Annotated in this window: 12 protein-coding genes; 7 read left to right on the forward strand and 5 right to left on the reverse strand. The window is 52.5% G+C overall.

What is annotated here, in order from left to right; genetic code table 11:
• Window positions 1-6 precede the first annotated feature (6 nt).
• Both EJN92_RS18740 and EJN92_RS18745 read right to left on the reverse strand, forming a co-directional pair.
• Window positions 7-1,371: an MFS transporter gene (locus EJN92_RS18740; RefSeq protein WP_126129217.1), complete on the reverse strand. Its 1,365-nt coding sequence runs from the start codon at window positions 1,369-1,371 to the stop codon at window positions 7-9.
• Complete coding sequence (locus EJN92_RS18745; RefSeq protein WP_126129218.1) at window positions 1,364-2,455, reverse strand: MerR family transcriptional regulator; 1,092 nt, start codon at window positions 2,453-2,455, stop codon at window positions 1,364-1,366. The genes EJN92_RS18740 and EJN92_RS18745 overlap by 8 nt, the downstream gene beginning before the upstream one ends.
• 379 nt (window positions 2,456-2,834) lie before the next feature.
• Here EJN92_RS18745 and EJN92_RS18750 point away from each other — a divergent pair, with 379 nt between their 5' ends.
• On the forward strand, window positions 2,835-3,230 hold the full coding sequence (locus EJN92_RS18750; RefSeq protein ID WP_126129219.1) for a response regulator: 396 nt from the start codon (window positions 2,835-2,837) through the stop codon (window positions 3,228-3,230).
• A 34-nt stretch (window positions 3,231-3,264) separates the two neighbouring features.
• Here EJN92_RS18750 and hslO read toward each other — a convergent pair whose 3' ends face one another.
• Both hslO and EJN92_RS18760 read right to left on the reverse strand, forming a co-directional pair.
• Complete coding sequence (gene hslO / locus EJN92_RS18755; protein WP_126129220.1) at window positions 3,265-4,215, reverse strand: Hsp33 family molecular chaperone HslO; 951 nt, start codon at window positions 4,213-4,215, stop codon at window positions 3,265-3,267.
• Window positions 4,216-4,218: 3 nt separating this feature from the next.
• A complete protein-coding gene (locus tag EJN92_RS18760) occupies window positions 4,219-4,743 on the reverse strand; it encodes a gamma carbonic anhydrase family protein (protein ID WP_126129221.1) in 525 nt (174 codons plus the stop codon).
• A gap of 50 nt (window positions 4,744-4,793) precedes the next feature.
• Here EJN92_RS18760 and EJN92_RS18765 point away from each other — a divergent pair, with 50 nt between their 5' ends.
• Together EJN92_RS18765 and EJN92_RS18770 are read left to right on the forward strand one after the other, a co-directional pair.
• Entirely contained in the window at window positions 4,794-5,657 is an 864-nt protein-coding gene (locus tag EJN92_RS18765) for a ferritin-like domain-containing protein (protein ID WP_126129222.1), read from the forward strand.
• A gap of 254 nt (window positions 5,658-5,911) precedes the next feature.
• Entirely contained in the window at window positions 5,912-6,985 is a 1,074-nt protein-coding gene (locus EJN92_RS18770; protein WP_170174920.1) for a flagella assembly protein FlgT middle domain-containing protein, read from the forward strand.
• A gap of 63 nt (window positions 6,986-7,048) precedes the next feature.
• Here EJN92_RS18770 and EJN92_RS18775 read toward each other — a convergent pair whose 3' ends face one another.
• Window positions 7,049-8,749 (reverse strand): acyl-CoA synthetase, encoded by a 1,701-nt coding sequence (locus tag EJN92_RS18775; RefSeq protein ID WP_227869605.1) that lies wholly within the window; start codon window positions 8,747-8,749, stop codon window positions 7,049-7,051.
• 185 nt (window positions 8,750-8,934) lie between these two features.
• On the opposite strand from EJN92_RS18775, the gene EJN92_RS18780 reads away from it, so the two are divergent.
• From EJN92_RS18780 to EJN92_RS18795, 4 genes are all read left to right on the forward strand, one after another.
• Window positions 8,935-9,822 carry an alpha/beta fold hydrolase gene (locus EJN92_RS18780; RefSeq protein WP_126129224.1) on the forward strand — a complete coding sequence of 296 codons (888 nt, stop codon included), beginning with the start codon at window positions 8,935-8,937 and terminating at the stop codon, window positions 9,820-9,822.
• Between the two features lie 227 nt (window positions 9,823-10,049).
• Window positions 10,050-11,291, forward strand: a complete 1,242-nt coding sequence (locus EJN92_RS18785) for a cystathionine gamma-synthase family protein (RefSeq protein ID WP_126129225.1) — start codon at window positions 10,050-10,052, stop codon at window positions 11,289-11,291.
• 144 nt (window positions 11,292-11,435) lie between these two features.
• Entirely contained in the window at window positions 11,436-13,934 is a 2,499-nt protein-coding gene (locus EJN92_RS18790; RefSeq protein WP_126129226.1) for an ABC transporter permease, read from the forward strand.
• A gap of 4 nt (window positions 13,935-13,938) precedes the next feature.
• Window positions 13,939-14,328, forward strand: coding sequence for a GNAT family N-acetyltransferase (locus EJN92_RS18795; protein ID WP_126129227.1), 390 nt, complete (start codon window positions 13,939-13,941; stop codon window positions 14,326-14,328).
• Window positions 14,329-14,338 lie beyond the last annotated feature (10 nt).

The raw sequence follows: 14,338 nt of genomic DNA on the forward strand, positions 1-14,338 counted from the left end.
CTTGGCTTAGGCTGGCTGATCGACCACGCTACGCATGCTAGAACCCAGCAAGGCCAGTAGCACGATCAGTATCAGCAGCGCGCCACTGCCTATAAATAATTGCGAGGTGCTGATGCTACGCATGACCCAACCGGTGATCGCAGCCGAGACTGGCCCTATGCCCATGAAGATGAACATGAAAATACTCATGGTTCTGCCTAGCATGGCCGCTGGCACCTGGCGCTGTATCCAGGTGTACACCGCGACATGCAAGTAGCCGCCCAGCGTGCCTATTGTGAGCAAGAGTGCGGCGCCTTGCCAGGTTGCCACTACCAGGCTCATGGGGACGAATAACAGCCCGACGATAAAATCGATCAACAAGATAGTGCGGCCTAAATTGCCGAAGCGCCGGTTCGGCAGCAGGCCCGACATCAGCATGCCCAGCAGCGTACCAGCGCCATGGCAGCCGATCAAAATACCGAAAGTGCCGGCGCTGTCACCGAGCTGATTGGCGAGCACCGGTAGTGCGATCTGGATCGGCCCCATGATGAAAAATGCCACTGCCGACCAGTACAGAAAGCAAGTGCGCAACATCACGTCGTTCCAGCAATAGCGTAAGCCTTCCAAGATAGAATGCCAAAGCCGGGCGGCAGGTTTGGGGTGTGCATTTTCCCCTTCGCCAGCAAGCTCAAGCTGAGGTAAGGCCAGCAGCCTCACATGACTAAGCGTCCAGGCAGACAAAGCATAGCTGAAACTATCAAATAAGAAGGCTGCAGCCAAGCCACGCGCATCTGCCAGACTGCTTGCAGAAGTCATGTCGGTAGCAGTATTGCCAAATAACGCAATCAGAACGCCTGCGAGTAAGGGGCCGAGAAACATGCTGATCTGCCGTAAGCCAAGCATGATGCCGTTGGCCATTTGCAGTTGTGGTGCAGCGATGCAGCGAGGGATCATGGCTGTGCCTGAGGGGATGCTAAAGGCGGTAGAGATACCCAAACTCAGCGACAGAACGTAGACCACGTTAAGGCTCAGGCTATCGCTCATCAGCAGTACTGCCAGTAAGCCCAGCACCACGGTATTGACGTATTTGCTCAGCATCATCACCTGTTTTGGTGAATAGCGATCAACCACGGCCCCACCGAGCAGTATCAGCAAGGCGCGTGGCACCCCGATTAAGGCCAGTACCAGCCCTAGTATCAGCGTATCGCCAGTCATCTTGAGCACCAGCCAGGGCAGGGCGACGATGGTAAATTGATCGCCCAGCATAGAGATCACGCCGCCACTGATCATCCAGCGAAAATTTGTATCGCGAAATAAGGCCAGTCGCGGCTTGTCGTTTTGCTTGGCAGCCTCGGCCTGCTTGCTGTGAATTGCCTTTGTCGTGTCATTCATGATGAGTATCTTGTTCCGGTTGATCTGATGCATCTGGTTTTTTATTATTGGCGCTAATTTGATCTCGATACTGCAGACCTTGTTGTACGTAGGCCAAGAGCTCAGGGCTCAAGCCCGGTCCTAGAGATAAGGCCGCTTCATTCTCGTGCGCCAGCCTCACTTTGGCGAGGGTGCTTGCTTGATCCCCCCAGGCGCGTAGCGAGAGCGTGCTCCAGCGCGCCAGTAAATCCTGAACGGCTACTGTCTCTACCGTATTGCCTAATTCCATTTGTTGGCGGATTGCGGCAAAGAGTGCAATCCAGGCGCGTGCATCTTCAAAAAAACGGCGGCGGAAATGCTCTAATTCAGCTGGACTCAGGTATTTGCGGTAAATCTGGTAGCGCTGCTCGGCGGTGGCGTGCGTCAGATAATCGAGCATGCCGCCATCGACACCGGTTAAGGCTTGCACCGCCAGTTCATTTCGGGTCATCTCTTCGATTTTGACGAACAGCCGGGGATCTTCTGCCATTGCGACATTCATGATCTTGTGCCAGCGCACCGAGAGCGCTACGGCGCGCGTATCGTTGCTGGCTATTCCCTGATCCATGAGTGATCGTACCGCGGCGATCACTGGCTCCATCATGAGTTCGGCATTGCCTTGCGTGCTTTGCTTACGCTGTTTGAGTATCGCCAGATCGGACTTGCTGAAGTATTTTCCGAAACTACTCATCAGGCTTAAGGTGGTGAGCCAATAATCGAGATTGGGTTGATCCTGGCTGCGCAGTAGTTCGGATAAAGACTGTAGACGGCGATGCAGTTCACGCGTCTGTAACATTTGCTGTTCCAAACCCCGCACTTGCTGATCAATCAGCTCTTGCAAACCAGTGCCTTCCCCTTGCAGCAGCTCGGCGATTTCTGCCAGTGACAAGTCTAGCCCCCGGAGTGCCTGAATTCTGTGTAATTGCGCGACATCGTTGCGGTTGTATAGACGATAGGCGGCCGCTGAGCGGGCTGATGGATGGAGCAAACCTATTTTGTCGTAATGATGCAAGGTGCGCACCGTGATGCCGGTGCGACTCGCCAATTCCCCGATTTTCAGCAACATAGAACGATCTCCTTAAACAGAATCGCACTATAAAGCCTGACGCAACGTCAGGGTCAAGCTTCCAGTATTTTGTTGTTTCTGTGAAAATCTCAAAGGGGGCAGGCCGCAGGCGCATATTCCATGCGGGTCTTGAGCCTATCGCCTCGCTAAGCCGCATGGCGTATGCGTGCTGGCGCTAGTCGTTTTGCATTTGTTGGTACAACTATTTATGATGGGAAAGATGTAGTATTTGCAAATCGCTCCAAGATGGTGCTAAGCTAGATTGATTCTGGCAGCTGCTTGCGTATGAATGATGCTTCAATTGCCGCAGTGTCGGCAAAAGCCTTAATTTGAAGTTCCTGCTTGCGGTTTTGATTCGAAGTCTAGACTGGAGATCCCTATGGAGCAAACCGCCTTATGCGTGATGGTGCTTGACGACGATCCACTGCAAATCGACTTTGTCAGTGCCTTGCTCCATTCTATGGGGATCTTAAATATTCTCAGTACCGTCGATGGTGCCGATGCCTTGAAATTACTGGAAAGCGCCGATCCGCCACCGGATTTGCTGATCTGCGATCTCTTGATGCCGAATATGGATGGTTTTGAATTTCTGGCGCAACTGGCGGTGACCAAAAATCAGGTCCCTATCGTGGTCATGTCGGGGCAAACTCAGGCCGTTAGAAATAGCGCCAAGAGTCTGGCGCAATTGAAATCACTCAATTATTTGGGACAGTTAGAAAAACCGATCAACTTAGCGGCTTTGCAGGAGTTGATCGATCAATTGCCAGCGCGCTAGTTTGCAGTGGCCAAGATTTGTGAGTTAGTGCCAGCTAATGCTGGCTAACGCTAGGGCTTTCTATCCCCGCAGCAAGCGTGTCGGCGACAAATAATTGGGTGCAATCGACCGCGTCAAAACCATAGTGCCTGCCGCAAAAATCGCAATTAATATCGAGCCGTCCCAATTCTGCCACCGCCGTTTTGATCTCAGGTTCACCGAGCATTTTCAGCATATTCCCGACTTTTTCACGCGTGCAATTGCATAAAAACTTAGGCAGTTGCGGATCGAACACGCGTATGGTTTCTTCCCAAAATAATCTGTGCAGTAGCGTCTCGATATCGGTGCTGAGCAGCTCTTCTTGTTTTAGCGTGCCACCCAGAGCGACGGCGCGGTTCCAGGCTTCGGCCTCATGTTCGGCCATGGCTTCCAGCGACATTTCTTGCGAAGTCTGATAGCCGCCGTTCATCGGCAGTTTTTGCAGCAACAGGCCGCGTGCCACTTGCGCATCGGCAGCCAGCCAAAGTTTAGTGTCGAGCTGCTCGGAACGCATCATGTAGTTTTCTATGACGACCGCGATAGATTCGCCATCTAAAGGCACGATGCCCTGGTACGCCTGCTGACCCGGCATTTTGTCATTCGGATCTAGCGTGATCACAAAGCGGCCTTTGCCCTGACCATGGACTAACTCACTCAAACTGGCATCGTCAGCGATGATCGCAGCTTCGCGTAGCTTGGCAGTGGCGCGCAGATTGAGATCGGCGTCACATTCGACCACCATCAGTTTGACCGGACCATCGCCATGGATTTGCATGATCATGCTGCCGTTAAATTTCAGATTGGCGCTCAGTAGGGCCGAGGCGGCGAGCAATTCGCCCAAGACCGTTCTGACCGCTGGCGGGTAGGCATGATTGGCCAGTATCTGTTGCCAGGTGTTCGGCAATTCAACTAGTTCGCCACGTACTCCGGCGTTTTCAAACATAAATTTTTGTAGTGTGTCGTTCATTACTTATCCTATCTGTTTCAATTGCGTTTTGTATTCTTGCGCGCGCTCTACATAGTTTTGCGTGTTGCCATGCATGCGCAGTATGTCTTGGGCTTCCAATGTGCGCACCGCCTTGGCGGGTGTGCCTATGATGAGCGAATTATCCGGAAACTCCTTGCCTTCGGTGACCAGTGCACCAGCTCCGACCAGACAGTTCTTGCCTATCTTGGCGCCATTGAGTATCACTGCCTGTATCCCTATCAGTGAACCATCCCCGATGCTGCAGCCATGCAACATGGCCTGATGGCCGATGGTGACATTTTTGCCTATCGTGAGCGGGCAACCAGGATCGGTGTGCAAGATGCAGCCTTCCTGCACATTGCTGTTTTCACCGACGTGTATCAACTCATTGTCGCCACGTATCGTGACATCAAACCAGATGCTGGCCATGGCATCAATTTTGACCTTGCCTATGATCTTGGCACTATCGGTGATGTAGGCGCTGGGATCAATTTCAGGTGAAATATCAGCTAATTGGTATATGGCCATGATTCTTCCGTAAAATAGAGGGATTAACCCGCCATTTTACCGCTCTCAGCATGAATTCACCGATCTCCTCCAGTTTTTCTCCCGAAAAATCGACCATCATTGCGCAAAATGACTTGCGCGCGCTGGCGCTGCGCTGGCTCATCGAGCCAAATCCCAGTCTCAAGGCGGCCGGGGTATTGGCCTTAAGGCAGGCTTGGCTGGCGAACGATCTGAGTCTGGATAGGGCAACTGAGGCGGCCTCGCTGAACCACGCAGAGGTATTGATCCCCGGCAAGCCAGAGCGCCCAGAACTGGTGCCGCCTTTAGGTGTCAAACGGCGCGCCATGAACACGGTGGAGGGAAGGGCGGTATTGATTCATGCTTTGACGCATATAGAATTTAATGCCATTAATCTGGCACTCGATGCGATCTGGCGCTTTGAGTCTATGCCGCAAGAGTATTACAGCGATTGGCTACAAGTGGCACAGGAAGAAGCCTATCACTTCAATTTACTGGCAAACCATCTGGTTAGTCTAGGCTTTGAATATGGCGATTTTCCTGCGCATAATAGTTTATGGGAAATGGTAGAGCGCACTCAGGAAGACGTACTGGCAAGGATGGCCTTAGTGCCGCGCACTATGGAAGCGCGCGGCTTGGATGCCACGCCCGCCATCCGCGCCAAGCTGGGGCAAGCGGGTGATCAGGCCGCCGCCGCTATCCTCGACATCATCTTGCGCGATGAGATAGGCCATGTCGGCATAGGCAATCGCTGGTTCGCTTATTTGTGCCAGCAACGCCAACTAGACCCAGTCAGCACTTACGCTGAGCTAGCGACACTTTACCGCGCCCCCAAATTACGCGCCCCTTTCAACCTGGAAGCGCGCCGCGCTGCCGGCTTTAGCGAAGCCGAATTGCTAGTGCTGCAGGCGCCTTAATGGCACTAAGCGTATAAGAAATATTGGCATCGGCCGCTCACGCCCTATCCATGCACCTGGCAGGTAAGGGTGACCGCAAACCCGCATGGATACTGCGTAAGCGAGGTGCGGCTTAGTAAAGTAGGCGTTTTGATATAGCTGCTTCACTCACTTGAGTCGGCCCCAATTCGGGCGTATTATCTAGCGCAGAGTCCACTGCTGCCAGATGAGCGTCAACGCATTATTCTATTGAGCGAACTATGAAAATAACGATGATGCCCATATATCCAAATTTGAGTAAGTATTTACGCTTTTACGGTCTCTTAACGTGTCTGCTGTTGTGCTCGATTGCGCCGCTAGCGCAGGCAGCGACCTCGACTGTGGTCTATCCGCTGACGGTGCGCACTGTCGATGTGCGTACATCGCTCGATGCCACTGAAGTGCAGTTGGTGCCAGCGAATTCGGTAGTGATGGAGCCGGCGCCAGAGACTAGTCTTGCAGCCGCGGCTAGCGTACCGGAGCATGCGTATAAAAAGAAAATTCTGGCGACCGCGTTTGCGGTGAGCCGTCTGGGGCAAGTGCAGGATATCGAGGATATTGCACATGGTTTTCCGCGTGAACTCTTGTTGCGTTTGGAGAAAACTAATCTTTTTCTGACCAGAACTTCGCCTAGTTTATTGGCGTTTACCATGAAGTCTGAGACGCCGAGTATTAATCTGGTCAAACAGGTTGCGGCTGAGTTTGATAGCCAGTTTATTATTGCTGGCGAGATTCGCAATGCTGGCGTGCAGATCGATAAGAAGTATCTGGGTTTGTGGGAGACCCGCACGCGCCACATGGAGATAGAAATTGCGATTTATGATGGCGTCAGCGGCGCCATGCTGTCACGCCATAATTTGCACGCGCAGGCGGACGATCAAGCCAATGTGGGACGTGATAAACCCTTTGGCAGTGCCGCGTTTTATGCCTCTAGCTATGGTCAGGCCATCGATACCATCTTGAATCACGCTAGCGTCTTGGTGGAAAACGATTTACAGCAATTGCCGATACTGGCGCGGATATTGAAAGTGAACAAAGCGCAAATTGTGATCGATGTTGGCGCAACTTCGTCCGTGGCGCTGGGGGATGCTGCCACTGTGTTGGTCGGGAATAATGAATTACCTACGCTGGGACTGAGATCGCATCAACCGCTGTTGGTCGCTTACGGCTTGCCGCAGACGAATGTGGGTAAGGCTGCAGTGATACAGGTGCAGAATAATTTTTCTATCGCTGAACTCGCTAACGGTGTCAAAGCAGACGAGGTCAAAGTCGGGGATTTTGTACGATTTGGTGGCCTTGTGACTAAGTAAAATTAAGAATTCGGGTTAGCAATCAGCAAGGGCCAGAAATTCTGGCCCTTGTGCTATCAAAATCTAGGTTTTACTGCGAGTCTCTTCCTGCAATCGCAGTATCCGCCTTTGGATTTTCCCGCTGGCAGTCATCGGTAGCTGGTCTATAAATTCTATCTCTTTCGGGTATTCATACGGTGCCAGTTTACCGCGCACATAGCTTTGCAATTCTTCGATCAATGCAGCGCTAGCCAGATGGCCGTGGCTCAATACAATATATGCCTTAACCAAATTGCCGCGCTCCTGATCCGGTTTAGGTACCACCGCGACATTTAATACGGCAGGGTGCTTAAGCAAGCAGTTTTCAATTTCAGCAGGGCCGATGCGGTAACCGGCGGCCTTGAACATATCGTCGGCACGGCCTTGATACCAGAGATAGCCGTCGGCGTCGCGCAAGGCCAGGTCTCCGCTGCGACACCAGTCGCCGCTAAATTTGTCGCTGGTGGCTTCAACGTTGTTCCAGTACCCCAGAAAAAAGATAGGATCTGGCTGGCCATGGATGTCATAGCGATGCACGGCCACTTCAGCAATCTCGTGATCAGCGACTTCTTTGCCTGCCTCATCAATCAGGGCGACTCTATGACCAGGATAGGCGCGCCCCATACTGCCCGGTTTTGCTGGCCAATGCAGATGGCTGTTGCCGACGATGTAGTTCATCTCGGTCTGACCGAACATCTCATTGGGAATGATCTGTAACGCCGATATGCACCAGTTGAAAACTGCATCACCGACCGCTTCGCCAGCGCACATGATGGCGCGTAAATGCAGGCGATATTGCTGCAAGGGGGAGGCGCAGGCTTTCATCATTAATTTTAAAGCCGTCGGAAAAAGGAAGGTATTGGTGACCTGATATTTTTCCATCAAATAATAGGCGGTCTCGGCCGAGAATCTGCCTTGGTAGCCGACAATGGGTTTGCCAAAATACAGGGTAGGCAGTAGGGCATCCATCAGGCCGCCGGTCCAGGCCCAGTCGGCCGGTGACCAGAACACATCCTGCTCTTGTGGGAACCAATTTTGCGACGCCACAAAACCCGGAAGATTGCCGATCAGGGCGGCGTGCGGCAAGAGCGCACCCTTGGGCGCGCCGGTAGTGCCGCTGGTGTAGATTAAGATAGCCGGATCACTGGCCAAGGTCTCCGCCATTTGAAACACATCAGGCATGTTGGTCAGTGCCACATGCCAATTCAAAGCCTGTTCGGCCTGACAATCGAGCGTGATCAGGGTAGTAACTGCCGGACAGTTGGCGCGTATTTGCAAAAACGCGTCTATCCCGCTAGCGTCGACGATCAGGGCCTTGGCCGCGCTATGCTGCAAGCGGTATTCCAGCGCTTCTGGACCGAACAAAAACGACAGTGGCATCACGATCGCGCCTAGCTGCAGACAGGCGATCAGGGTGATTGCTGTTTCAGGTCGTTGCGGTAAAATGCAGGCGATTACGTCACCACGTTGCAGGCCTTGCGACTGCAGTAGTTGCGCCAACTGGTTGGCCTGCGCTTGCAGACTGGCATAGCTGAGGGTTTCTGTGTGTCCGTCACTATTCTCAAAATACACCGCAGTGCGCTGCCCGTGCTGCGCGTCCTCCGCCCAGCTTTGGCTACAGACTCGGGCAATGTTGAAGTGTTGCGGGATGTGCCAATGAAATTCCTGATATAGCTGTTGATACCTATCCGTACCAGTCTTGCTTGTGCTCATGGATGGAATGTTTGCTGATGTGATTTCCGACATGAGGTCTCCAAAAACATTTATCGAACGATCGTGCTATTATCTTACTTTGCTTAATGCGCAAGCTAGTCTTCCTGGCGAGCGCTGTTTCAGCTAGTTTTAAATGTTAATCTAAATCTACGGTGACGATGCATGAAACTTCTGTCAATCAGGCAAAATATTATTCACGCAGTTCACTTAAAACGATTATGACTATTTCTCACTCTCGCTCCGAATTTGTCGCGCTACGCGGACTCAATTATCACGTTCGTCATTGGGGCGATGAGAGCGCGCCTATGCTATTCATGATGCATGGCTGGATGGATGTTTCTGCCTCATTCCAATTTGTGGTTGATAACCTGCAAGAAAAATGGCATGTGATCGCCGCCGACTGGCGTGGTTTTGGTTTAACCGAAACTCCGCCTACCGATAGCTACTGGTTTCCTGATTATCTGGGTGATCTTGATGCGCTCCTACATCATTTTTCGCCTGATCTGCCGGTCAATCTACTAGGCCATAGTATGGGCGCGAATGTAGTGTTGCTGTATGCCGGGGTCAGGCCAGAGCGGGTGAGAAAGCTGATTAATCTGGAAGGTTTTGGCCTGCCAACTACGCATCCGAAACAAGCGCCTAAACGTTATCTGAAATGGCTGGACGAGTTGCGCGAACAACCGGTTATGCGTAGCTATGCCAGTGCTGCAGAAGTAGCGGCGCGCTTACAAAAAACCAATCCGCGTTTAAGCGATGAGCGTGCCCAATTTTTGTCTCAGCATTGGGCCAAAGAAAACACTCAAGGCCAGTGGGAAATTTTGGGTGACCCGGCACATAAATTGACTAGCCCCTTATTGTTTCAGGTCGAAGAAATACTGGCGTGCTGGAGCAAGATCGTCGCCCCGGTGCTATGGGTAGAGGCCGACGACACCGATATCTGGCGCTGGATGGGGCCAAAAGCCGAGGCGAGGGTGGAGATTGATCGCCGCATCGCTGTTATTCCTAATGTGCGCACCGAGATGATGATGGATGCCGGCCACATGCTACATCATGATCAACCTGAACTTCTGGCGCAGTTAATCGAGGCGTTTTTGGCGGAAGAATAATCCTTAGGACTTACGCAAAACCGCCCCAGCGTCGTTGCACTCGCCTTGCCGTACTAAAGTACTGTCTTCGGCGACGCGCCTAGCTGGAACAATTTTGCGTAAGTCCTAACCCTGTATTTTTGATTTTTTTTGGTTGTGGTACTTGCGCTACCGAGTGCAATGCGGGGATGGCTGTGGTTTCTGGGTTAAACTTCAGTAATTACTTTCTTGATTTTTTTAACTATCCCATGAGCGACCACGCATCCTACGGCTTTACCACCACCATACTTCATAACGACCGCCAGCAAGCGATAGAGCACGGCTCGCCGCATAAGCCTGTGCATACCTCGGTCACTTTCGGCTACAAAGATGCACGCGATCTGGCTGCCGTGTTTCAGGGCAAGCAATCGGGTTACCGTTACGGCAGGCAGGGCAATCCTACTGTGTCGGCGCTGGAAGATAAAATCAGCAAGATGGAAGGCGGTGCAGCCAGTATATGTTTCGCTACTGGAATGGCAGCAATAGGCGCTTTGTTTCAAGCCCTGCTGCGCGAAGGCGATCAGATTATTTCTTCGGCCTTTTTGTTTGGTAATACCAGCAGTTTGCTACAAACGGTCGCCAGCCAAGGGGTAGCTGTTGCTTACGTCGACGCTACTGATGTCGCCAATGTGGAAGCCGTGATTACGCCGGCGACGCGTATGGTATTTGTCGAGACCATTGCTAATCCGCGTACCCAGATTGCCGATCTGAAAAAAATTGGCAGCCTGTGCCGTGAACGTGGCATCTTGTTTGTGGTGGATAACACCATGACTTCGCCGTATCTGTTTCAGCCAAAAAAAGTCGGTGCTGGCCTGGTGATTAATTCGCTGACCAAATCGATAGCCGGACATGGCAATGTGCTGGGCGGTGCGATTACCGATACCGGCCTGTTTGATTGGGCGGCGTATCCGAATATTGCAGACAACTTCAGAAAACAAGCATCCCCGCAACAAGGCATGGCGCAGATTCGTGCCAAGGCGCTGCGTGATTTCGGCGCATCGCTGGCACCGGATGCCGCGCACCAGATTGCGGTCGGTGCCGAAACCATAGCCTTACGCTTAGAGCGTGAATGTGCCAATGCACTAGCACTCGCCAAGATGCTAGAGGCAGATCCACGCGTGGCGGTGGTGCATTACCCGGGCTTGGCTACGCATCCGCAGCATGCGCTGGCTACTGAATTGTTCCGCGCTTACGGTGCCTTGTTCAGCTTTGAATTACGTGCCGACATCGATTGTTTTGATTTCTTGAATCGCCTCAAACTGGCGATCAATGCCACCCATCTGGGCGACACCCGCACCTTGATTATTCCGGTGGCGCACACCATCTTCTTTGAGATGGGCGCAGAACGGCGTGCCGCCATGGGGATTGCTGATTCCCTGATACGCGTTTCTGTCGGTATTGAAGATACTCAGGATTTATTGCAAGACTTTAGCGCCGCCTTGAGTGCCTAATTTATAGATATACTGGGGTAGGGTATGGGGGTCTGTTAGCTGTTTGCGCTCATGGAATATGCGCGAACAGGTAGGTGGCTTCTATACTCCCCCTTTTTTTAATTGACCTCAGGTTTTGCTGGGGTCTTTCGGTAAAAGGCTGGCATGCTTAGACTCTCCTTGACGATGACACTGCGCGATTGGCGTGCTGGTGAATTGCGCTTCTTGCTGGTCGCCCTGATGATCGCGGTGGCCTCTTTGTCTTCGGTAGGATTTTTCGTCGATCGCATGCGCAACGGTCTCAATCGCGATGCGCACCAATTACTTGGTGCCGATCTGCTGGTGAGCGCAGATCAACCTATCGCTGCCGCCTGGCGGCTAGAGGCGCAGAAGCGCGGCTTGCAATTGGCCGAAACCGTGGTCTTTCCTAGCATGGCATTAGCTGGTGAGGGCGATGCCGCGCAGTCGCGACTGGTGTCACTGAAAGCGGTCAGCCAAGCTTATCCGCTACGCGGCAATCTGAAACTCCAGCAAGGAGAGTCTGAGATCATCACGCAAGCGATACCGCAGCACGCGACGGCTTGGTTGGACCCAGCGCTGATGCTCAGTTTGAACCTGAAAATTGGCGAGAATATCAAGCTCGGTGATCAGCAATTTAAAGTGGCGCAAGTGATCGCCGCAGAGCCGGATCGGGGTGCCGCCTTCATGAACTTCGCGCCACGTGTGATGCTGGCGCTGGATGATTTACCTGCCACTAATTTGATACAAAATGGCTCGCGCGTCACGTATAGGCTGCTATTGGCCGGGCAGCCTGCCAGTGTCGCCAGTTTTCAAACGTATCTGCAAACAGCGATCGATACTGAAAAACTCAAGGGCATCAGGCTAGAGTCGCTGGAATCGGGGCGGCCAGAAATGCGCGCCACTCTAGATAGAGCCGAGCAGTTTTTATCTCTGGTCGGTTTGCTGTCGGCCTTGTTGGCGGCGGTCGCGGTAGCGATGGCGGCGCGGCGCTTCATGTTGCGTCACGTCGATGCCTGCGCCATGTTGCGTTGTCTGGGTTTGACGCAAAACCAAGTCACCTCCATGTATTTAATCGAATTTTTCATGCTAGGTGTGATTGGCAGTGCGGCCGGAGTTGTGCTCGGTTTTGCTGGACATTATGCCTTGCTGGAATGGCTGGGTAAGCTGGTCGGCAATCAGCTGCCGCCCGCCAGTTGGCTCCCGGCGCTGCAAGGTGTGTTGACCGGTTTGCTGCTATTGATAGGTTTTGCCTTGCCGCCAATTCTGCAGCTGCGCAACGTGCCACATAACCAAGTAATACGCCGTGCGCAAGATGCGCCGCAAGCCATGACGTTGCTCAGTTACTTGTTGGGTTTGGGGATGTTCATAGGCTTGTTGTTATGGCAGGCTGGCGACATAAAACTGGGTCTGCTGACGGCTGCCGGTTTTCTCTTGGGTTTGCTGGCATTTGCTTTGGTGGCGTGGTTGGGCGTAGCGTCGCTACGTCGCTTACGCGGCCTCTTCGATAACTCAGCCTGGCGCTTTGCGATCACGGCGCTGCAACGTCGCCCCGGTGCCACCGTGATCCAGGTGGTCTCACTGGCGCTCGGTCTGATGGCCTTGCTATTACTCACCGTGATCCGTGGCGACTTGATCAGCGCCTGGAAAAAATCGACGCCGGCAGACGCACCGAATCAATTTGTCATCAATATCCAGCCAGATCAAAAAGATGAGATCGCAGCACGTCTGAAACTGTTCACCCAGCCCGCGCTGTACCCTATGATACGCGGCCGTTTGGTGCAGGTAAATAATACCGTGCTGGCGGCCGATAGTTATCAGGAAGACCGCGCCAAACGTCTGGTCGATAGGGAATTTAACCTCTCGACTATGAACGATTTGCCGGCCATGAATAAAATTACTGCCGGGCATTGGTTTAGTGACGCCAGTGCGAGTCAGCCAGAAGCCTCGGTCGAGGAGGGTATCGCCAAAACCCTCAATCTGAAACTCGGCGACAAGCTAACTTTCGCCGTCGCCGGACAGCAAGTGACGGCCGCCATTACCAGTTTGCGTAAGCTCGATTGGGGGTCTATGCGCGTGAATTTTTTTGTTGTGATCAATCCTAAGGCGATGGCCGAGATGCCGCAAACCTGGATCACCGCGTTTCGCATGCCGCCTAAAGAGAAGAAATTTGTGAATCAACTCATGCTCGATTTTCCGAATCTGACCGTGGTCGATGTCGGTGCCATGATTAAGCAATTGCAGGATGTGCTGGATCAAGTCATCAGCGCGGTCGAATTCTTATTCTTATTTACCCTCGCATCCGGTGTTTTGGTGTTGTACGCAGCGCTGGCCGGTTCGCAAGACTTGCGCATGCGTGAAGCGGCCTTATTGCGCGCCTTGGGCGCGACCCGTAAGCAACTCTCGCAAGCGCAATGGATAGAGTTTTTTCTGATAGGTGGCCTAGCCGGCTTGCTGGCCGCCAGCGGCGCATCGGCGATAGGCTGGGCGCTGGCGCGCTTTAGTTTTGAATTTGAATGGAGCTTCTCGCCGGTAGTGTGGGTCGCAGGCTTAGCTGTAGGCGCGACTTGTGCCTTGATAGGCGGTTGGGTAGGCCTACGCAATGTCTTGAATCAGCCGCCTTTACAGAGTTTGCGTGAAGGCTAGTTGTATGGGTATTCGTGAATATAAAGAAGCGGATTTTGCTGCGATAGTAGATATTTACGCTGCCTCTAAGCTTGATGAATTGCGATTCGAACCGCAGAAATTTAAACTGACACCCCTAAATTTAGATCCGCAACGGCTGGCGTCTTTTCATGAGTCTGATGTTGTGGTGTATGAAGAAGAGCGTGTGTCCGCTTATTTAGGAACACACTTAAATCATATACGCTCAATTTTTGTATCACCCACTTACCGAGGTAAAGGTATAGGAAAGCAGCTTTTGGAACATGCAATTGCACATGCTAAAGCTGAACCCAGTCTGGAAATCGTCGATGAGTTTGTCTCTTCATTTGACGGCATACCTGTGGTGGTCAATACCATGAAACGTCAGAGTAGTTGAATAATGAATC

The organism is Undibacterium parvum (assembly GCF_003955735.1).
In the GTDB taxonomy this organism is placed as follows: Bacteria; Pseudomonadota; Gammaproteobacteria; order Burkholderiales; family Burkholderiaceae_D; genus Undibacterium; species Undibacterium parvum.